This is a genomic window from Flavobacterium ardleyense, from assembly GCF_042686085.1.
Taxonomy (GTDB): domain Bacteria; phylum Bacteroidota; class Bacteroidia; order Flavobacteriales; family Flavobacteriaceae; genus Flavobacterium; species Flavobacterium ardleyense.
Genome location: NZ_JBHUOL010000018.1, coordinates 81,949 through 101,940, shown reverse-complemented (window position 1 = coordinate 101,940; position 19,992 = coordinate 81,949). Strand labels below are relative to the sequence as shown.

Genomic DNA, 19,992 nt, shown 5'->3' with positions numbered 1-19,992 from the left:
TGGCGTATAAAAAAATCCTACATAAAGTAGGGTTTTAAATTTTGGTGGGCGATTGCTTGTGCCGATTCTATCGGCAAGGGGTTCGAACCCTCGACCCTCCCGATAGAATCGGGATGCTCTGAATAATCTGAGCTAATTATTTTATAAATCGGAAGTCGTAATCAATTCCTTTATTTTTATTTTGCTTTTCCAACTCTTAATTTGTTTTTCACGACTAATAGCATCATTTTTATGGTCAAACGTTTCGTAATATTTGAGTTCCCAATCATTAGTGGAACCTGTAAAACCTTTGCTTTTTTGATTGTGACGAATTATGCGTTCTTTTATATCAGAAGTATATCCAATGTAGAATTTATCCTTTGTTGGACTGTGAAGAATGTAAACGAAATAGTGCATATAATTTAAAATTTGGCGTATAAAAAAATCCTACATAAAGTAGGATTTTAAATTTTGGTGGGCGATTGCTTGTGCCGATTCTATCGGCAAGGGGTTCGAACCCCCAACCCTCCCGATAGAATCGGGATGCTCTTAATAAGCTGAGCTAATTATTTTATAAATCAGAAGTCGTAATTAATTCCTTGATTTTTATTTTGCTTTTCCAACTCTTAATTTGTTTTTCACGACTAATAGCATCATTTTTATTGTTAAACGTTTCGTAATATTTGAGTTCCCAATCATTAGTGGAACCTGTAAAACCTTTGCTTTTTTGATTGTGACGAATAATGCGTTCTTTTAGATCGGAAGTATATCCAATATAGAATTTGTCCTTTGTTGGACTGTGAAGAATGTAAACGAAATAGTGCATATAATTTAAATTTGGCGTATAAAAAAATCCTACATAAAGTAGGATTTTAAATTTCGGTGGGCGATGAGGGGTTCGAACCCCCGACCCCCTCGGTGTAAACGAGGTGCTCTGAACCAGCTGAGCTAATCGCCCCAATATTTTATTTGTTTTGGTTATTGAGGTTTGTTTCCCCAACCCTCCCGATAGAATCGGGATGCTCTGAACCAGCTGAGCTAATCGCCCCAATATTTTATTTGTTTTGGTTATTGAGGTTTGTTTCCCCAACCCTCCCGATAGAATCGGGATGCTCTGAACCAGCTGAGCTAATCGCCCCAATAAGTTGCTTTACTTCCGTATTGCGAGTGCAAATATAGGATGATTTTTTGTTTCTGCAAGCGTTTTTAAATAAAATATTATTTTTTCTCTATCTTTTCTAAAAGGACTTTATTGGTGTAATTGACCATTGTAATGGTAATTTCTTCATTACTAGCAGTTTTACCCTCAATAATGTAAATTTTACCTTTGCGGTAATCTTTATTACTTTTATCAAAATCAACATCACCATAGCGTAAACTGTTGCGAACATCGTCCATAGTGACTAATTTTTGATCGATTGAACGCTGAGCCAAGGTGTCAATTTCTAAAGATTTACTTCTTAAATCTTTTAAAACTCTACAATTTGGAAAATAACAAAATTCAACTCCTCTGTCAGTAGCTTTTGATTTTAAAAACCATATTACAAATACGCCTCCTAAAAACAAACCAAACATATAATAAGCTAAACGAAACTGAAACTTCATAAAAATATAATTTGTGCAAATTTACTATAAATTAAACACATAAACATATTGTTTGGCTTGTGTTTTAAAGTAATATTAGAAAACAATTAGATTAATATCTCGGTAATCCAAATTAAACCAATCAGCAATTGATTTATTAGTTAATAGTCCGTGGTAGCTGTAGATTCCATTTTTTAGGCCTTTATCGCAACGAATAGCACTTTCTATTCCTCCATCATCCGCAATTTGCAAGAGAGAAGGGGATATTATGTTACTAATAGACATCGAAGCTGTTTTTGAATAACGAGAAGGAATATTTGGAACGCAATAATGAATTACGTTATTTTTAATGAATGTTGGATTTTCATGAGTAGTTACTTCAGAACTTTCAAAACAACCGCCCGTATCAATGCTAACATCAACAATAACGGCTCCTTTTTTCATATGTTCCACCATTGTTTCGGTAACGATAATCGGTGCACGATCTTTTCCTTTCATAGCACCAATTGCGACATCACAACGGCGTAATGCCTTTAAAAGTGACTTTTCTTGAATGGTAGATGTAAAAATACGTTGATTTAAGGTGTTTTGTAAGCGACGTAATTTCGTAATTGAGTTATCAAAAACTTCTACGCTTGCTCCTAAACCTAAAGCAGTTCGCGCTGCATATTCTGCAACCGTTCCAGCTCCGATGATTACCACTTTTGTTGGCGGAACTCCAGTGATATTGCCGAATAACAATCCTTTTCCGAGATTATCTCCAATCATTAATTCAGACGCGATTAAAATAGAAGCGGTTCCTGCGATTTCTGATAAAGATTTGACTGCTGGATAAGAACCATCTTCATCTTTTATGAATTCAAATGCTAAAGCAGTAATCTTTTTTTTGGCCAATGCTTCAAAATATTCTTTTTTCTGTGTTTTTAATTGGATCGCAGAAATTAAGATGGTTTTTGGATTCATCATTTCAATCTCTGTAAGAGTAGGAGGCTCCACTTTTAAAATCATCGGGCAGCCCAATACTTTTTTGGTGTCGTTTGTAATTTCCGCACCATTATCACTGTATTCTTTGTCTGAATAACTAGAATTTGTTCCGGCTCCAGCTTCGACCATTACACGATGTCCGTGAGAAGTTAAAGATGAAACGGCATCGGGCGTTAAGCAAATACGACGTTCTTGATAAGAGGTCTCTTTTGGGATTCCAATGAACAATTCGCTTTTATGTCGTGCTACTTCAAGCTTTTCTTCTTGTGGAAGTAATTGAGAGGCAGAAAATGGACTATATATAGACATTGTGTGTGTTTTGAGCAACTAAATTAGTAATAATTTTGGGATGAAAAAAAAGAATAAAGAAAAAAGAGAATAGCAAGTGTTAATTTCTATTCTCTTTCACTTTTTATTAGTTTTTATTAGTTTTTTAAGGTCAATTCGCGCTTTCCATCGGGTAAAACTTTGATGGAAATTACTCCATGATCAATTGGAATTAAATTAGGTGTTTTTTCGGGCCATTCGATAAAGCACCAATCATCGGAATAAAAATATTCGTCTAAACCCATATCATATCCTTCTTCTTCCGAATTCAATCGGTATAAATCGAAATGATAAACAACTTCTCCATCGGAAGTTCGGTATTCGTTGACCAATGAAAATGTAGGACTACTCGAATTATCTTTCACACCTAATTCCTTCACCAATTCTTTAATTAAAGTCGTTTTTCCAGCACCCATTTCAGCGTGGAACGTAATTATTTTTTTTAAAGAAGGAGTTGCGATGATCTGTTTAGCAACCTTTGTTATTTCGTCTAATGAAAAAACTATTGTCATATAATACTCTAATTTTCTGAAAATTGATTACTAATTACTTTTTATCTAGGTTCAAAAACTAAAAACGGGATTACCATTTCTTCTAACGAAATTCCTCCGTGTTGATACGTATTTCGATAATAACTCACATAATGATTGTAGTTGTTTACGTAAGCCAAAAATAAATCGTTTTTCGCAAAAATAAAAGAACTGCTCATATTTAAAGTAGGCAATCCGATTTTTTTCGGATCTTTTACCGCATAAACATCTTTGTCTTCATACGTTAAACTTCTACCTGTTTTGTAGCGAAGATTCAAACTAGTGTTCTTATCTCCGATAACTTTTGAAGGATTCTTGCAATTAATAGTTCCGTGATCAGTTGTGATAATTAATCTAAAACCCATTTGTTGAGCTTGTTGAATCATATCCAATAAAGGTGAGTTCTTAAACCAACTCGCTGTTAATGAGCGATATGCTTTGTCATTTGATGCCAATTCTTTCACTACATCCATTTCGGTTTTAGCGTGTGACAGCATATCTACAAAATTGTAAACAATAGTCGTTAAATCGTTACTCTTCAAGGATTTGAAATTGTCAGCTAATTTTTTTCCCGAATTAAAATTGGTTATTTTATAATATTCTTGCTTTATGTTTAAACCCAAACGCTTTAATTGTTCCGTAAGGAATTCGCCTTCGTATAAATTCTTTCCACCTTCTTCGGGATCATTTTTCCAATATTGCGGAAATTTCTTTTCCATATCAGCCGGTAAAAGTCCTGAAAATATAGCATTTCTTGCATACTGAGTCGCCGTTGGTAAAATTGAGAAATAACTAACTTCTTTCTCTAATTTATAGTGATTGTTCACAATTCCTTCGAACGCCTTCCATTGATCATAGCGTAAATTATCAATTACGATGAAAAGAATTGGTTTATCTTTTTTACGGATTTCAGGAGCTACTAATTCTCCGAAAATTTCGTGCGAAAGAATCGGTTTATCAGCTTTTGGTTGGAACCAATCTTCATAATTACGTTCGATAAACTTCCCGAATTGCATATTGGCTTCAGCTTTCTGACTTTCCAAAATCTCAACCATACTTTGGTCTTCAATATTTTCCAGTTTTAGTTCCCAAAAGACTAACTTTTTATACAATTCCACCCATTCTTCATAAGTGCGAACCATCGACATATCCATCGCAATTTTTCTAAATTCCTTCTGATAATCTAAAGTTGTTTTCTCTGAAACTAAGCGAGAATGGTCTAAGTTTTTCTTCAAACTTAATAAAATCTGATTTGGATTTACAGGTTTTATCAAATAATCGGCAATTTTAGAACCAATTGCTTCTTCCATTATATATTCTTCTTCACTTTTCGTAATCATAATTACGGGAACGGAAGATTTCTTTTCTTTTATTTCTGCCAAAGTTTCTAAACCACTTAAACCAGGCATGTTTTCGTCTAAAAGTACGATATCGAAGTTCTCAGTATCAAATAAATCGATTGCATCTTGTCCATTGTTGCAAGTAGTTACGTGGTAATTTTTCTTTTCTAAAAAAAGAATATGTGGTTTTAATAAGTCAATTTCGTCATCAACCCATAGTATTTTTATTTGGCTCATTTTTACATTATTTGTGTGCAAGTTAGTATTTATTAAACGGCGTTTGTATTAAAATTAGTATAAAACTTTTCAATATTCCCATAAAAAAATCCTGAAATTATCAGGATTAAATTATTTTTTTAATAACACGTAATTTGTGTGTATGTCTGTTGGTGTCCGCGTTGTAAATTCCTAAGTGATCTAAACGGTCAATTCGAACTTGTCCAGAAGCGTGAATGATGTAATTATCTTCCATCATGATTCCGACGTGAACAATATTTCCCTCGTCATTATCGAAAAATGCCAAATCTCCAGGCTCGCTTTCTTCAATAAAACTTAGCGGTTCGCCTTGAGTAGCTTGTTGCGATGCATCTCGAAGTAAGTGATAGCCATTTATTTTATAAACCATTTGGGTAAACCCCGAACAATCAATACCAAAGGGCGATTTTCCTCCCCATAAATAAGGTGCATTCAAATACATAAATGCCGTTTTGACTAATTCCGATTTCGGTTTAGTGCCACAAACTTTCATTCCATCAAAGCTAAATTTACTGGTATTTATTTCTTCATTTTCTAAGAACGATAGGGACGAGCCTAGCGGAATTGGAAGTAAATAATTGTTTGGTGTGGAAATGTATTCGATTAAATCAGCATTTAAAACAATAGGTGCATCTTTTAAAAACGCATATTGTTCTTCAGTAATTGGATGAAATTGTTTGTTGTCAATCCATCCGATGTATCCATCAAAATCTAATTCTATTTGCGACCATTTTGCAGTAGCTTCAATAATTTTGAAATGTTCCCCAAATAACAATTGGGAAACCTGCTCGCTTTTATCGCTAGCTTCGGCTCTTAAAGGTACAATGGCTAAATTACAAATTCCAAACATAAACGGATACATAAAAAATGATGAATAATGAATTCCTTACAAATGTAATTAAAATTCAAAATTCATCATTAGTAAAAATTATAAATTATGCTCTTTCAATTACAATTGCTGAAGCACCACCACCACCATTACAAATAGCAGCTGCACCAATTTTAGCATTGTTTTGATTTAAAACATTAATTAATGTAACGATAATTCTTGCACCAGAACATCCAAGTGGATGACCTAATGAAACAGCACCTCCGTTTACGTTTATTTTAGAATCATCTATTTCTAAAATTTTAGCATTAGCCAAACCAACTACTGCGAAAGCTTCGTTAAATTCGAAATAATCTACATCACCAACTGATAAACCAGCTTTTGCTAATGCTTTTGGTAATGCTTTTGCAGGTGATGTCGTAAACCATTTTGGTTCTTGGGCCGCATCTGCATATGATTTAATATAAGCTAAAGGAGTTAATCCTAAAGATTTTGCTTTTTCTTCACTCATTAAAACTAATGCAGCAGCACCGTCATTAATTGTTGAAGCATTTGCTGCAGTAACTGTCCCGTCTTTTGTAAAAACAGGAGCTAATGAAGGAATTCTATCTAATTTTACGTTAGTATATTCTTCATCCTTAGAAACTACAATGGCATCACCTCTTCTCTGAGGCACTTCAACAGGCACAATCTCTGCATCAAATTTTCCAGCATCCCAAGCGTCAGAAGAACGTTTGTAAGATTGAATTGCAAAATTATCCTGATCTTCTCTTGAAAAATTATATTCAGTTGCGCATAAATCAGCACAAACACCCATTGCACTATTATCGTATGCATCAGTAAGTCCGTCTTTTTGCATTCCGTCTACTAATGATGTTGGGCCAAATTTCACACCATTTCTTAAATGAACATAATGTGGAATCAAACTCATGTTTTCCATACCACCAGCAACTACGATTTCAGCATCACCAGCCATAATAGCTTGTGCACCTTGCATAACTGCTTTCATTCCACTAGCACAAACTTTATTGATAGTTGTACAAGAAACGTTTTCAGATAAACCAGCATATAAAGCAGCTTGTCTAGCAGGTGCTTGACCATTTCCAGCCTGAACTACGTTCCCCATTAATACTTCATCAACTAATTTAGGATCTAAATTAATTCTACTCAAAGCGCCTTTGATGGCAGCAGCTCCTAATTTTGTAGCAGGTACACTTGATAAAGCACCCATAAAACTTCCAATTGGAGTTCTAACAGCAGAAACTATAACTACTTTCTTATTCATAATACTAATATTTTTATTTGAATTGCGAAATTACTAATTTTATTCTAATTTTGATTACGGTTTTTTATGTAATTACAATAAAATCGCAATGAAGATTTGTTTTTAGTATGTGTCCGATTTATAGTTATTTGATATGAAAAGTGAAATATTAATAAAAAATATTATTTGGTATCGTATTGAAAATAAGACGCTTTAAAGAATATTTAAAAAAATATGTAAAATAACTCTCATATTACTTGCATACTAAGGAATGTAATGCTACATTTGCAACCGCAAAAACGTTAGGATTTTGCTTGAATAAAAGGAGAGGTGCCGGAGTGGTAACGGAGCAGATTGCTAATCTGTCGACGGGTGACTGTCGCCAGGGTTCGAGTCCCTGTCTCTCCGCTTTTTATTCTCGGGGTGTAGCGTAGCCCGGTCATCGCGCCTGGTTTGGGACCAGGAGGTCGCAGGTTCGAATCCTGCCACCCCGACGAAAATAAATAATGGTTGCGTAGCTCAGCTGGATAGAGCAACTCACTTCTAATGAGTAGGTCCCAGGTTCGAATCCTGGCGCGATCACACAGAAACCACTGCAAATGCAGTGGTTTTTTTGGTTTTGATACTTTTTAAAAACTAATATTTTAGCTGAATTTTACTGAAACGTTAAAACTGTATTTATATTATATTGAAATTACTATTTCTTCAGCTATAATTCTTCTCAATAAAAAAGCTTCGCAAATTGCGAAGCTTCTTACTTTTATAATATTTGATATAATTCTTATTCAATACACTTTAAATAATCCATAAAATAACTCGCAGGATTAGAAGTTGTTTGTAGTGTTTCTGAAACTAATGAGGTCTTCAGTACATAATCTTTTGTTTCAGAGCCAAATTGAATGCGCATTAGCGAAACTGGGCTAGATTTGAATTCTTCATAGTTAGATTTTGTAAAATAATAGTAACCTGACAAAATTCTTATATTATTTTTTTCTGAAACATCATAACTTAAATCACTACAAGTTTCGTCAAATGCATTTATCAAAGTAATGAACTTTCCGTTTTCAAGTTGCAAAATGATCTTAGAACTTTTACTTACGCAAGTTATTTTAATAAAATCTTTACTTTTTTGTAATTGTTGTATGTTTAAGTACGGAACTCCATTTTCGTTTACCAAAGAAAAGAACAAGAATTCACTTGTGTTACCAAAAACTTTTTCATGCATTAATTTCTGGGGGAGGACTTTTATAGAAGTTGAATCTGTTTTGTCATCTATGTCATACTCACATTTTTTATTTTGAGCTAATGAAAACACAGGAATTAAAAGAAGTAGGGTAATTATATTTTTCATTGAATCTATATTTTGGTGCAAAGTAAAACTATTTTTTCGTTTTTTAAATTAGTTGTAAAAAAAGCAAACAGCGTGCCACCATCCTGGATTTTATACTTCTTTTTAATTTCTTCCGGTTTTAGCGGAAAATTCCGAGTGGAAACATTCATTTTTTGACTTTGAATGTATTGCTTTAAGTCGTTTTTTTGAAAAGAGATTTGTTGTATAATTTCAAATCTTCTACCTTGAAAATCTTTGATTTCATCCGATGTATAAAGGTGTGAGTGTTGGTGGAGCTTATCTATATCAAAAACCTCAGAAACGGCGTCAAAACCACCGGATTTCATTAAAGTGGCATTTGGTTCGTATAAGTATTTTTTTGGTAAACTAAAAGTTGGTCGATACTCTTTAGTCAAGTCAATTTTTGTAATAAATGGTTGCTGTTTTTCAATGTTTACGGCGAAAATATTTGGGCTTTCATTAAATCCTTTTTTAATCAACCATAAAACTTCTTTGACTTCATTGTCTACGGCGACAATATGAATTTCTGCAACATTTTTTAGCTCAACTAATCCAGCCTGAATGTCTAAAATCGGAGCTGTTTTAATTAAAATCTTGCTTGTGTATTCGTAGTAAAAATCTTGCAATTCAACTACATTTGGTAGACAATCAGCTAGTAGAAAAACTTTACCTTTCGCATTATTTCGTCTTGACGGATCGATATATATACAATCAAACGGTTGATTATTATTCTTTAATATTTCGGTGCTATCGCCCGATAAACAAGTAATGTTTTCAACTTTTAATTGCTTGAAATTATGTTGTACAATTTCCGATAGATCGTTATTAATTTCGCAATGAATTACGTTTTTAAAGTTTTTTGCAAAGTAATAATCATCAATCCCAAATCCACCAGTACAATCAATTAAACTACTACCAGATATAATTGATGCTTTGTATTTTGCCGTAATTTCAGAAGAAGTTTGCTCAATCGATATTTTTTCGGGATATATTATATTATGAGCTGAAAACCAAATAGGAAGCTTGTCTTTCGCCTTCTTTTTAGATGCAACTTGATGAATGATATCAGTATAATTAACTTCTGGAAATGGATTTTTCTTTAAAGCTAACTTTGTGGTATCGGAACTAAGATTGGTATCAATAAAATCTTGAATATCACTTTGAAGTAATTGTTTAATATCCAAATCTATAGGTTTTTTGTAAGTGCTTTAATAATTTTATTTTCGGGAAAAAATTCCTTTCCTATTACTTTTAATGAAGTATATAAAGGAACAGCGATTATCATCCCAATAATCCCAAACAACATTCCAGTAACTAAAATCACTAGGAAAATTTCTAATGGATGTGAATTGGTACTTTTTGAAAAAATAAGTGGACCGCTAAAATTATTATCAATCATTTGCACGCCAAACATTCCGATTAGGACATAAATAGTTGTTGGTAATGTTTCAGAACTAAAATCAGCTCCAGAGCCAATACTTCCGGTCATTATTAAAACACCTGCTAAAACTGTTGCTATAAGTGGTCCTATATATGGAATAACATTTAAAACCGCACACAAAAGTGCTATAATAAAGGCGTTTTGTACACCAAAAATTAAGAAAACTATAAAATATAAAACTAGAATAATAAACAACTGAAACAATAATCCTAAAAAGTACTTCGATAGCATTTCGTCAATTTTTACCAGCGAATTCAAAATTTTGTCCTTTTTATCTTCGGGAAGTAAATTCTTGATTCCTTTTGCAAAGGAATTTCGTTCCTTTAATAAGAAGAAGGTAATGAAAAGAACAGATGCTAGACCCATTCCAATATTTCCTACGGTGTTAAAGATGCCATTGATGAAGTTAGGAATAAAATGAAAGTTAGAAAAAGATGTCAATTTAGAATCATCAAGCAATTCGCTACTACTCATATTGTGCGAACTTAAATACGTTTCAATGGAATTTAATAATTGATTGTAATTACTTTCCAAAGCTTTAATATCAAGTAATGAGAGGTTTTGACCTTGTGAAATGAGTAACGGAACAAATAACATAATAAAGCCAAAAACAAACAAACTCACTATGAATAAGGTCGATATCACCGCGACGATGTTATTAAATTTTAGTTTTCTTTTAAAAAATTGAACCAACGGATAAAGTAGTAGTGTAAAAACTACAGATACTACAAGATAAATTAGCACTGCTGAGATTTGATACAAAAAATAAATAAGCACAAACGCTCCAGCTAATATCGCTACAGTTCTTAATAAGCCTTTAGATAATTCTTTCGCCGTCATTTTATTAGTTTTTGCTAAAATAAAAAAAACTCGCCAATAAATGGCGAGTTTTAAGATCTAAATTATTTTATTTAGAATTATCTGAATGATTTTCTAGGACCATTAGAGTTAAATATAGCAGCCATTCTTGAAACTTGACCTTTAGAGAACATATACATTCCTCTATCATCTGTATAATCCATATAGTTCATATACATTTCAAGTGGTTGACCTGAACAAGTACTTCTATGACCAACTGCAGGAACGCCTGAGTTTGGACCATTATGAGTAGGTGTGTCAGCAACTTGATCGTTTCCACAGTTAGCGTCTCCCCAAATATGACGTAAATTCATCCAGTGACCAACTTCGTGAGTTGCAGTTCTACCTTTGTTGAAAGGATATGTTGCACTTCCTGTTGTACCTGTATATTTAGAATCACAAACTACTCCGTCAGTTGCAGTAGCTCCACCTGGAAATTGAGCGTATCCTAAGATTCCTCCACCAATAGTACAAACCCAATAGTTTAACTTTGTAGTAGGAGATGATGCATCAATTCCACCTTGAGAAGATCTCTTCATTGCATCATTAGTTCCCCAAGATGATTTTGTAGTAGATTTTCTAACAACATTATCTAAAATAAATTTCACATTGATTGCACCTCTAACATTATTGAAAGGATTGTTTGAGTTGTAATCTGTGTTTGCTCCTCTAAAGTCAGCATTTAAAACATCAATTTGAGATTGTAATTGCGCTTGAGAAATATTTTCTGCAGCAGTTCTGTATAAAACGTTGAATACTACAGGAATTTCTAAAACACCATTAACAATTCTATTTTCAAGAACCGCTTCTTGTGTAATAGCTTCAATTTCAGCCATTTTTTGTGCTAATAAAGGATTTTCTTGTAAGTGTCTTTCATGTACTTCTTGAGAAGCACAACCTCTGTGAACTACTTCCGCTGTAGGTGCTTCAGTTGAATTTGTAGTCTCATCATTACTACATGATAATAAAAGTAGTAACGAAAACGCTGATAAAATGATTTTTTTCATAAAAATAAAATTTAGTTGAATTGTTTTTTTTACAATTAGCAATAATTTGTACATTTAATTTTTGTTTTCATATAGTAAATCAAAGTTTCTATAAAAAGGATTCTATTAAATGTTAATTTATTTGCTATTTGTTGAATTCAAAACTAAATAATTTTAATAGAAGTAGCGTTACAGATTTTCTGTACATTTACTTACTTTTTTATCAATGTTTACTGAGATCTTTCCGAAAAAGACTAAAAAAAATCAATTTCATAGATTTGAAATCCGCGAAATTGTGGAAAATCAGTTTTTAAAAACGTAATTTAAGATGTTTGCACCCATCTTAAGTGCTTTTTCTCTTATTGCTGGTGGATCATTGTGAACTTCTGGATCTTCCCAACCATCACCTAAGTCGGTTTCATACGTATAAAGCAACACAATTCGTCCTTCGATAATAATGGCAAAAGCTTGCGGTCTTTGATTATCATGCTCGTGAATTTTTGGTAATCCACCTGGAAAAGAAAATGGTTCTTGGAAAATAATATGGCTTGTAGGAATTTCTGTCAGCGGATTGTTAGGAAATAGTTTTTTAATTTCTTTGCGAACATATTGATCCATTCCATAATTATCATCGATATGTAAAAAACCACCTGATGCTAAGTAATTTTGAAGATTAACAACATCATTAGGACTAAAAACTACATTTCCATGCCCAGTCATATGTACAAAAGGATAATTTACTATTTCCGAACTTCCCACTTCAACAGTACCTATTTTAGTGTTTAATGTGGTGTTGATGTTTTGATTGCAGAATTTAACGAGATTAGGTAGAGAAGTAGGGTTTGCATACCAGTCGCCACCGCCACCATATTTACCAAGAGCGATTTCTTGGGCGAATCCCAAATGTAAAAAAAGTAAAATCCCGATTAAAAATAATTTATTCATTCAATAATGCAATTGTATGACAAGCCACTAAGGCTGCAGTTTCTGTTCGTAATCTTGTGTTTCCCAAAGTTACAGGAATAAATTGATTAGCAATCGCTAAATCAATTTCTTTTGTTGAAAAATCGCCTTCTGGACCAATTAAAATCGTAATCTTCTGCGCTTTTGTTACCTCTTTTGAAAACGATTTTCTGTCCGTTTCTTCACAATGTGCTATGAACTTTTGTCCGTCTAATTCTTTTTTTACAAATTCAGACATAGTAATAGGTTCATTGATTTTTGGTATGTAAAAATGCAACGATTGTTTCATTGCAGCCTGAATAATCTTTTCAGCACGATCAATTTTAAACACTTTTCGTTCCGAATGATCACAGATAATAGGTGTAATTTCGTGAATTCCTATTTCAGTAGCTTTCTCTAAAAACCATTCAATTCGTTCGTTCATTTTTGTAGGAGCAACCGCAATATGCGTGTAAAATGAATTGGGTTCATGAAATGTTTCTTTAGTGATTTTTACTTCACATTTCTTCTCGGAAGATAAGATTACTTCAGATTCAAATAAATAACCTAAACCATTTGTGATAAAAATGATATCTCCTTCTTTTTTGCGTAAAACTTTTACAATGTGCTTGCTCTCGTCTTTATCAAAAATGAAATTGATATCACCTTGTTTTATTTCGTAATTATAGAATAATTGCATAGTTTTTTAATTTGATTTTATCCATTTAAGCCAATCTTTTCCAACATTTTCCCAATTATAAATTTCGTGATTGGGTTCTAGTTTTTCGTTGACCGGAAAAAAATTGTGTTCTAAATCGATGTACGGTTTGAAAGTTACATTTTTCATTCCTAAATTAATGCTTTCAACATAAAATAAATCATTGTATTGTGCATTCCAATCTTTAGTTCCATAAGTAATTAGTATAGGAATTTCAAGTTCTTTCAATTGATTAGCCGGAGGTTGAGAAAAATCATAAGTAGCTTTGTAAGTATCTCCACCAGTTTATGCTAAGCTATTTTTATTACTTACAACTTTTTTCCAATAATCAATGCTATCATAATTTTTATCATAGTAAATTCCAGCTTGCAAAATGTTTAGTATTCTACCATAAGGATTTCCACTGGAATAAATTAAATGTGTTACTTTTTTATTCTTTCGTGCTAATTTTGCAGCAATCGTACTTCCTTTAGAATGTCCTGCCAAAACTAATTTGTTTTTAGCAACCCATTTTTCTTTTAGAAGTTTTTTAATAATGAAATCATTTCGATCTACATAATAATCTAAATAATGGTTATCAGAATAAATTTTCGGAGCACTATCCTTGTTAATTAAATATTGATAGTCCTTACCTAAATCATTTACATCTGAAATTACTGGAATACCGGGTTTTCCAATAATAACTAAATGATAATCTGTTAGAAAATCATTTTCATCGAAAGGAAAAGTTCCATACAAACCACTGTCATTATATTTTAAAACAGTTTGAGGCATACTTCCTTGACAGAAAAAAAATAATGGTTTTTGAATATTTTCCTCACCTATTTTAGATTTTACGATCACATTAACTTCTAATTTTTTATATTCGAAAACCAAGTGTTTGTAACCAAAATCTTCAGGCTTTTTTTGAGCAAATACAGTTAATGTTAAAAATAAAAATAAAATATTTTTCATAGGAATTAAAATTCAATTCTTGCTTTAGAAACAACGGCAGCTTCACTAAAATTTCCTTCTAAAAAGTTATAATAACCTACAATTCCTATCATTGCAGCATTATCTGTTGTGTATTCAAATTTTGGAATATAAGTGGTCCAACCATATTTCCTTTCAGCTTCTTTTAAAGTAGCTCTAATTCCTGAATTTGCTGAAACTCCGCCACCAATCGCAATTTTATTAATTCCTGTTTCTGCTACAGCTAATTTTAATTTGTCCATTAAAATTTGGACAATAGTATGTTGGATCGAAGCGCAGATGTCCGCTTTGTTTTCTTCAATAAAATTTGAGTTTATAGCAACGTTTTTTTGAATAAAATATAAAATTTGGGTCTTTAAACCACTAAAACTAAAGTCTAATCCTGGCATTTTTGGTTTGGTAAAAGGAAAAGCTTTCGGGTTTCCTTCTTGTGCAAATTTGTCAATTAGTGGACCACCAGGATAGGGAAGACCCATTATTTTCGCACTTTTATCAAACGCTTCACCAACTGCATCATCTGTCGTTTGACCAATAATTTCCATTTCAAAAAAACTTGTCAATTTTACAATTTGCGTATGACCGCCAGAAATTGTCAATGCTAAAAAAGGAAAAGTTGGTTTTTCATAACCTGCTTCATCAATGAAATGTGCTAATATATGCGCTTTCATATGGTTAACCGCAATTAATGGAATTCCTAATGCCATGCTCATTGATTTTGCAAAGGAACCGCCCACTAATAATGAACCCATTAATCCTGGACCTTGTGTAAAAGCAATGCAATCTAAATCTTCTTTTGTGATGCCTGCTTTTTTAATGGCAACATCCACAACTGGGACAATATTTTGTTGATGTGCTCTTGAGGCTAACTCAGGAACTACTCCTCCATATTCCTCATGAATAGCTTGACGCGCCACGATATTTGATAAAACTTTATCATTGCAAAGTATCGCCGCAGAAGTATCATCACACGAACTTTCTATTGCTAACGTATATATTTTTTTTTCAGTCATAATTAGGCATGAAATTTGAGTGAAAGATATTGCTAATATCGCACAAAAAACCTTATTTTTGTTCGGTTGCACTCATTCTATTAATTTTATGCAAATTTAAAACAAAAGACCGTATCAAAAAATTTAAAAAAATACTATTTCGCACCATAATTGCATTATTGTTGTTGTTGCTCTCTTTAGGGATTCTTTTGTCATTGCCATCCGTTCAAAGTTATTTAGGAAAATATGTTACAGATGAACTCAATAAAGCGTTTGGCACCAATCTTTCTATTGGTAAAATTGCGATATCTCCTTTCGGAAGTGTTAAACTTGGCGATTTAGTAATAGTAGATCATCACCAAGATACTTTGCTTTATGTTAAAAAACTAAATACGTCTATTTTAAGTTTTAAGAAAATTTACGATTCTGGTCATCCCTATTTAAAAGATGTAATCATGCATGGATTAGATGTTAGGATCGTCAACTACAAGGGTGAAAAAGGTACAAACTTAGATCGTTTTATTGAAGCATTTGACGATGGTTCTCCTTCCTCTGGAAAATTTAGAATGAAAGCAAATAAAATGACTATCTATAATAGTCGTTTTCAGTACATTGATCACAATTTAACAACGCCTAAAATGTTAGATTTCACCAAATTAGATGGTGTAATTGAAGATTTTTTCATCAAAGGAGCAACAGTTACCACTTTTATCGATGAGATTTCGTTTCATGATCATAGAGGTTTGGATGTAAAACATTTAACAACTGATTTTACTTATACAAAGCAAAATATTCTATTGGATAAATTGGAAATGTTTACCCCAAATTCTGAAATGAAAGGTAGAGTAGAATTAAAATACGAAAGAAAAGACTTTTCAGACTTCAATAATAAAGTTGTTTTTGATGTGCAGTTTGATAAAGCGTCGCTTGCTTCAAACGATTTAAATTATTTTTACAATGAATTCGGTAAAAATAATCATTTTTACATCGACACACATTTGACAGGAACGTTAAATAATTTCACTACTCACAATTTAAAACTTGTTGATAAAAACCAATCTGAAATCATTGGTACAATTAATTTTAAAAATTTATTTGGCAAAGGAGAGCAACGTTTTTATATGAAAGGTAGTTTTGACCGAGTGAGTTCTAATTATGAAAATTTAAAGAGCATTTTACCTAATATTCTAGGAAAGAGCCTTCCTTCAGTATTAGGGAAATTAGGCGATGTGATTTTGTCTGGTGATGTGGAATTAACTCAGAAATATATAATTACTAAGGTCAATTTGTTATCAAAATTAGGAATTGTAAACGGTGATTTAGCCATTCAAGACATTGATAATATAGATAATGCATCGTACAAAGGAAATATAAAACTCGATGATTTTGATTTAGGAACTTTGCTTGCGCAAAGTGAATTGCAACGAGCCACTTTGGATTTAGATGTGGATGGAAAGGGTTTTACTCAGAAATTACTTAATACTTCGATCGTTGGTTCCATTAATAAATTTTATTACAATGGCTATACTTACCAAAACATTACGGTAGATGGAAGTATGAAAATGCCTTATTATAAAGGATATTTTAATAGTAATGATCCCAATTTAAAAATGGATTTTGATGGTATAATTGACTTGAGCAAAAAAGCGAATAATTACGACTTTAAGGCCCAAATTGATTATGCAGACTTATATGTACTGAATTTTTACAAGAAAGATTCTCTAGCAATTTTTAAAGGAAATATTAATTTTAAAGCTAACGGAAATTCAATCGACAATTTAGTTGGAAAATTAGAAATTAATGATGTCTCCTACCAAAACAGTAAGGATTATTACTTTTTTGACGACTTCGAAATTAATTCCACTTTTGACGCGGCTAATGTTAGAACAATTACTATAAATTCACCCGATATTATTAGTGGTGAGATTGTTGGAAAATATAAAGTAAAAGAAGTTCAAAAAATTGTAGAAAATGCTTTGGGTAGTTTGTACGCCAACTATTCGCCAAATAAATTGGCACCCGATCAATTTTTAAATTTCGATTTTACGATCTATGATAAAATTGTAGAAGTTTTTGTTCCAGAAGTATCTATTTCAGAAAACACACGTTTAAAAGGTAGAATTAATGCCGATGAAGGTAAATTTGTGCTTGATTTTAAATCACCTGACATTGATGCATTTAAAAATCATATTCAAAATGTAAAAATTGAAATTGACAATAAGAATCCTTTATATAACGCGTATATTTCTGTTGATACCATTCACACAAAAAGTTATAAAATTGCAGATTTCAATTTGATTAATGTAACGCTTAATGATACTTTATTTGTTCGATCTGAGTTTAAAGGAGGTTCGAAAAGTCAAGATAGCTATGATTTGAACTTGTACCACACAATTGATGAAGAAAAGCAATCTGTAATAGGATTTAAAAAGTCGGAAATTGCTTTTAAAGAATATACTTGGTTCATCAATGAAAATGAAACAAATGATAATAAAATTGTCTTTGATAAACTATTTAGAGACTTTGATTTCCAAAAGATTAGCTTGTCGCATAACAATCAGAAAATGGATTTTTATGGAACGATGCGAGACTCAACATACAAAGACTTTCACTTGACATTTGAGGATATTGATTTAGAAAAAGTAACACCTAGTTTAGATAGTTTGTCCTTCGGTGGAAAGCTAAATGGAACGGTACAATATAAACAAGACAAAAATATTTACGATCCTATTTCGGACATAACGATTGATAATCTTGAAGTGAATCGAATATTACTAGGTGATTTAAAATTCGCGATAAAAGGAAATGAAAACTTCAACCAATTCAGCGTTAAATCGGGTATTAAAAAAGATGGAAGAGAACATTTCTTTCTAAATGGTGATGTCAACTTCGTGGGACAGCAATCGAGTTTAGTCTTAGAAGCAGGTTTTGAAAAATTTAATATGGCTCCCTTTGGACCTTTACTAGGAAATGTGCTTTCAGATGTGCGTGGAAATGCAACGGGACGAGCAACCATCAGAGGCTCTCTATCTGAACCTGATATTGATGGAAGATTATATTTAAATGATGCTGGAATGCGCGTTCCTTACTTGAATGTGGATTATGCTTTTGAGAAAAATGCTATTGTGGATCTGACTGAACAACAATTTGGTTTAAGAAAAATTGAAGTAACCGATACAAAATATAATACAAAAGGTATTTTAGATGGAAGTATTCGACATGAAAAATTTAGCAATTGGCAATTAAACTTACATTTAGATTCTAACAATATTTTAGCATTAGATACGGAGGATACAGAAGATGCCTATTATTATGGAACTGCTTTTATGAAAGGAGGCGCCAGCATAACAGGATCAGTTAACGCTTTAAATATTAAAGTTTCGGGCGAATCTGAAAAAGGAACTTCCATTAAAATTCCAGTGAATAATAGTGAGAATATTGGCGATAATTCCTTCATAAAATTTATGACGCAAGACGAGTATAAAAAGATGAAGGAGGGAAATGTAGTAGAAACTAATAAATACCAAGGAATTGAATTAGTATTGGATTTTGATATTGATCAAGATGCGAATATTGAAATTATTTTGGATCGTTCTTCGGGTCATGCCATGAAAGGCACTGGATATGGCTCTATTCTAATCGAAATTAATACCTTAGGTAAATTCTTAATGACAGGAGATTTCCAGATTGTTGATGGAGATTATAATTTCAAATATGGTGGTTTAATTGATAAGAAATTTAAAGTTGAAAAAGGAGGAACTATTCGTTGGGATGGAGATCCAATGGATGCGGTTTTAGACTTAGTTGCCACTTATAAAACTACAGCAAATCCTGGCGTTTTATTAGAAAGCTCTTCTTTTAATAAGAAAGTAGATACGAATGTTTCTATCCTATTAAATGGAAATTTACGAAACCCAGAACCCGATTTTGATATTGATTTTCCTAATGTAAGTTCGGTATTAAAAAGTGAAGTAGATTATAAATTGCAAGATAAAGATACTAGACAAGCACAAGCATTTGCTTTATTAGCAACAGGAGATTTCGTAACTTCTGAAACTGCTGGAAACGCTGCGTATGGACCTTTATTTGAACGTGCGAATTCTATTATTAATGGTTTGTTTGCCGATGAAGATAGTAAGTTGCAGTTGGGTGTGGATTATTCGCAGGGAGATCGTTTGAACGAAATTTCGGATCGTGTGGGTGTTACTTTAAGTACTCAAATCAATAATAGAATCTCGATTAATGGAAAAGTGGGAGTTCCGGTTGGAGGAGTTACCGAATCTGTAATTGTAGGAAATGTTGAAATTTTAATTCAATTGAATGAAGATGGAAGTTTGAATGCACACGTGTTTAATCGTGAAAACGACATCAATTATATAGGAGAAGGAATTGGCTATACGCAAGGTTTGGGCTTAACATATAATGTAGAATTCGATACTTTTAAAGAAATGCTTCGTAAGATTTTCAATAAAAAGAAGTTAAAAGAATCTACAAATTCGAGTAGTGATATCCCAGATTCAGATTTACCACCTGATTTTATGGACTACATAAACGATAGAAAGTCAAAGAAAGCAGAAACATCAAAAGAACAACCAGTTAAAGTTCCAGATGTAGATTAAAACTTCATTTTTTGCTGATAATTC

The 19,992-nt window shown here is 32.4% G+C and carries 18 protein-coding genes and 4 tRNA genes; 4 read left to right on the top strand and 18 right to left on the bottom strand.

All coding sequences use genetic code 11. The annotated features are described in order from the left end of the window. Window positions 1–141: 141 nt before the first annotated feature. The 9 genes from ACFSX9_RS10310 to ACFSX9_RS10270 form a co-directional block, all read right to left on the bottom strand. Window positions 142–396 carry a GIY-YIG nuclease family protein gene (locus ACFSX9_RS10310; protein ID WP_379807347.1) on the bottom strand — a complete coding sequence of 85 codons (255 nt, stop codon included), beginning with the start codon at window positions 394–396 and terminating at the stop codon, window positions 142–144. A gap of 154 nt (window positions 397–550) precedes the next feature. After that, window positions 551–805: a GIY-YIG nuclease family protein gene (locus ACFSX9_RS10305; RefSeq protein ID WP_379807345.1), complete on the bottom strand. Its 255-nt coding sequence runs from the start codon at window positions 803–805 to the stop codon at window positions 551–553. A gap of 57 nt (window positions 806–862) precedes the next feature. Then, a tRNA-Val gene (locus ACFSX9_RS10300) sits at window positions 863–937 on the bottom strand. A gap of 260 nt (window positions 938–1,197) precedes the next feature. Beyond that, entirely contained in the window at window positions 1,198–1,584 is a 387-nt protein-coding gene (locus ACFSX9_RS10295) for a DUF4258 domain-containing protein (RefSeq protein WP_379807343.1), read from the bottom strand. 75 nt (window positions 1,585–1,659) lie between these two features. After that, window positions 1,660–2,856 carry an alanine dehydrogenase gene (locus ACFSX9_RS10290; protein WP_379807341.1) on the bottom strand — a complete coding sequence of 399 codons (1,197 nt, stop codon included), beginning with the start codon at window positions 2,854–2,856 and terminating at the stop codon, window positions 1,660–1,662. A 116-nt stretch (window positions 2,857–2,972) separates the two neighbouring features. Next, on the bottom strand, window positions 2,973–3,386 hold the full coding sequence (gene tsaE, locus ACFSX9_RS10285) for a tRNA (adenosine(37)-N6)-threonylcarbamoyltransferase complex ATPase subunit type 1 TsaE (protein ID WP_379807339.1): 414 nt from the start codon (window positions 3,384–3,386) through the stop codon (window positions 2,973–2,975). A 41-nt stretch (window positions 3,387–3,427) separates the two neighbouring features. Beyond that, window positions 3,428–4,981 carry a T9SS response regulator signal transducer PorX gene (gene porX / locus ACFSX9_RS10280; RefSeq protein ID WP_379807337.1) on the bottom strand — a complete coding sequence of 518 codons (1,554 nt, stop codon included), beginning with the start codon at window positions 4,979–4,981 and terminating at the stop codon, window positions 3,428–3,430. Between the two features lie 106 nt (window positions 4,982–5,087). After that, complete coding sequence (locus tag ACFSX9_RS10275; protein ID WP_379807335.1) at window positions 5,088–5,849, bottom strand: C40 family peptidase; 762 nt, start codon at window positions 5,847–5,849, stop codon at window positions 5,088–5,090. A gap of 85 nt (window positions 5,850–5,934) precedes the next feature. Next, on the bottom strand, window positions 5,935–7,113 hold the full coding sequence (locus tag ACFSX9_RS10270) for an acetyl-CoA C-acyltransferase (RefSeq protein WP_379807333.1): 1,179 nt from the start codon (window positions 7,111–7,113) through the stop codon (window positions 5,935–5,937). Between the two features lie 303 nt (window positions 7,114–7,416). Here ACFSX9_RS10270 and ACFSX9_RS10265 point away from each other — a divergent pair. The 3 genes from ACFSX9_RS10265 to ACFSX9_RS10255 all read left to right on the top strand — a co-directional run bounded on the left by ACFSX9_RS10265 (window position 7,417) and on the right by ACFSX9_RS10255 (window position 7,674). Next, window positions 7,417–7,500, top strand: a tRNA-Ser gene (locus tag ACFSX9_RS10265). 11 nt (window positions 7,501–7,511) lie between these two features. Then, window positions 7,512–7,586, top strand: a tRNA-Pro gene (locus ACFSX9_RS10260). A gap of 14 nt (window positions 7,587–7,600) precedes the next feature. Beyond that, window positions 7,601–7,674 (top strand) — tRNA-Arg (locus tag ACFSX9_RS10255). A gap of 199 nt (window positions 7,675–7,873) precedes the next feature. Here ACFSX9_RS10255 and ACFSX9_RS10250 read toward each other — a convergent pair. The 9 genes from ACFSX9_RS10250 to tsaD form a co-directional block, all read right to left on the bottom strand. Continuing rightward, entirely contained in the window at window positions 7,874–8,443 is a 570-nt protein-coding gene (locus tag ACFSX9_RS10250; protein ID WP_379807331.1) for a hypothetical protein, read from the bottom strand. Window positions 8,444–8,448: 5 nt separating this feature from the next. After that, window positions 8,449–9,627, bottom strand: a complete 1,179-nt coding sequence (locus ACFSX9_RS10245; RefSeq protein ID WP_379807329.1) for a class I SAM-dependent methyltransferase — start codon at window positions 9,625–9,627, stop codon at window positions 8,449–8,451. 2 nt (window positions 9,628–9,629) lie between these two features. Next, entirely contained in the window at window positions 9,630–10,724 is a 1,095-nt protein-coding gene (locus ACFSX9_RS10240; RefSeq protein ID WP_379807327.1) for an AI-2E family transporter, read from the bottom strand. 77 nt (window positions 10,725–10,801) lie between these two features. Next, the gene (locus ACFSX9_RS10235; protein ID WP_379807325.1) at window positions 10,802–11,749 is read right to left on the bottom strand and encodes a zinc metalloprotease; all 948 of its coding nucleotides are present in this window, start codon (window positions 11,747–11,749) and stop codon (window positions 10,802–10,804) included. Window positions 11,750–12,031: 282 nt separating this feature from the next. Continuing rightward, window positions 12,032–12,673 (bottom strand): DUF4159 domain-containing protein, encoded by a 642-nt coding sequence (locus ACFSX9_RS10230; protein ID WP_379807323.1) that lies wholly within the window; start codon window positions 12,671–12,673, stop codon window positions 12,032–12,034. Further along, complete coding sequence (locus ACFSX9_RS10225) at window positions 12,666–13,370, bottom strand: 16S rRNA (uracil(1498)-N(3))-methyltransferase (protein ID WP_379807321.1); 705 nt, start codon at window positions 13,368–13,370, stop codon at window positions 12,666–12,668. Before ACFSX9_RS10225 ends, ACFSX9_RS10230 begins: the two co-directional genes overlap by 8 nt. Window positions 13,371–13,376: 6 nt before the next feature. Beyond that, complete coding sequence (locus ACFSX9_RS10220) at window positions 13,377–13,616, bottom strand: hypothetical protein (RefSeq protein ID WP_379807319.1); 240 nt, start codon at window positions 13,614–13,616, stop codon at window positions 13,377–13,379. Window positions 13,617–13,673: 57 nt separating this feature from the next. Beyond that, complete coding sequence (locus tag ACFSX9_RS10215) at window positions 13,674–14,342, bottom strand: hypothetical protein (RefSeq protein ID WP_379807317.1); 669 nt, start codon at window positions 14,340–14,342, stop codon at window positions 13,674–13,676. Between the two features lie 5 nt (window positions 14,343–14,347). Beyond that, the gene (tsaD, locus tag ACFSX9_RS10210) at window positions 14,348–15,370 is read right to left on the bottom strand and encodes a tRNA (adenosine(37)-N6)-threonylcarbamoyltransferase complex transferase subunit TsaD (RefSeq protein WP_379807315.1); all 1,023 of its coding nucleotides are present in this window, start codon (window positions 15,368–15,370) and stop codon (window positions 14,348–14,350) included. Window positions 15,371–15,558: 188 nt separating this feature from the next. Between tsaD and ACFSX9_RS10205 the strand changes: the two genes are divergently transcribed. Beyond that, window positions 15,559–19,968, top strand: coding sequence for a translocation/assembly module TamB domain-containing protein (locus ACFSX9_RS10205; RefSeq protein ID WP_379807313.1), 4,410 nt, complete (start codon window positions 15,559–15,561; stop codon window positions 19,966–19,968). Window positions 19,969–19,992: the final 24 nt, after the last annotated feature.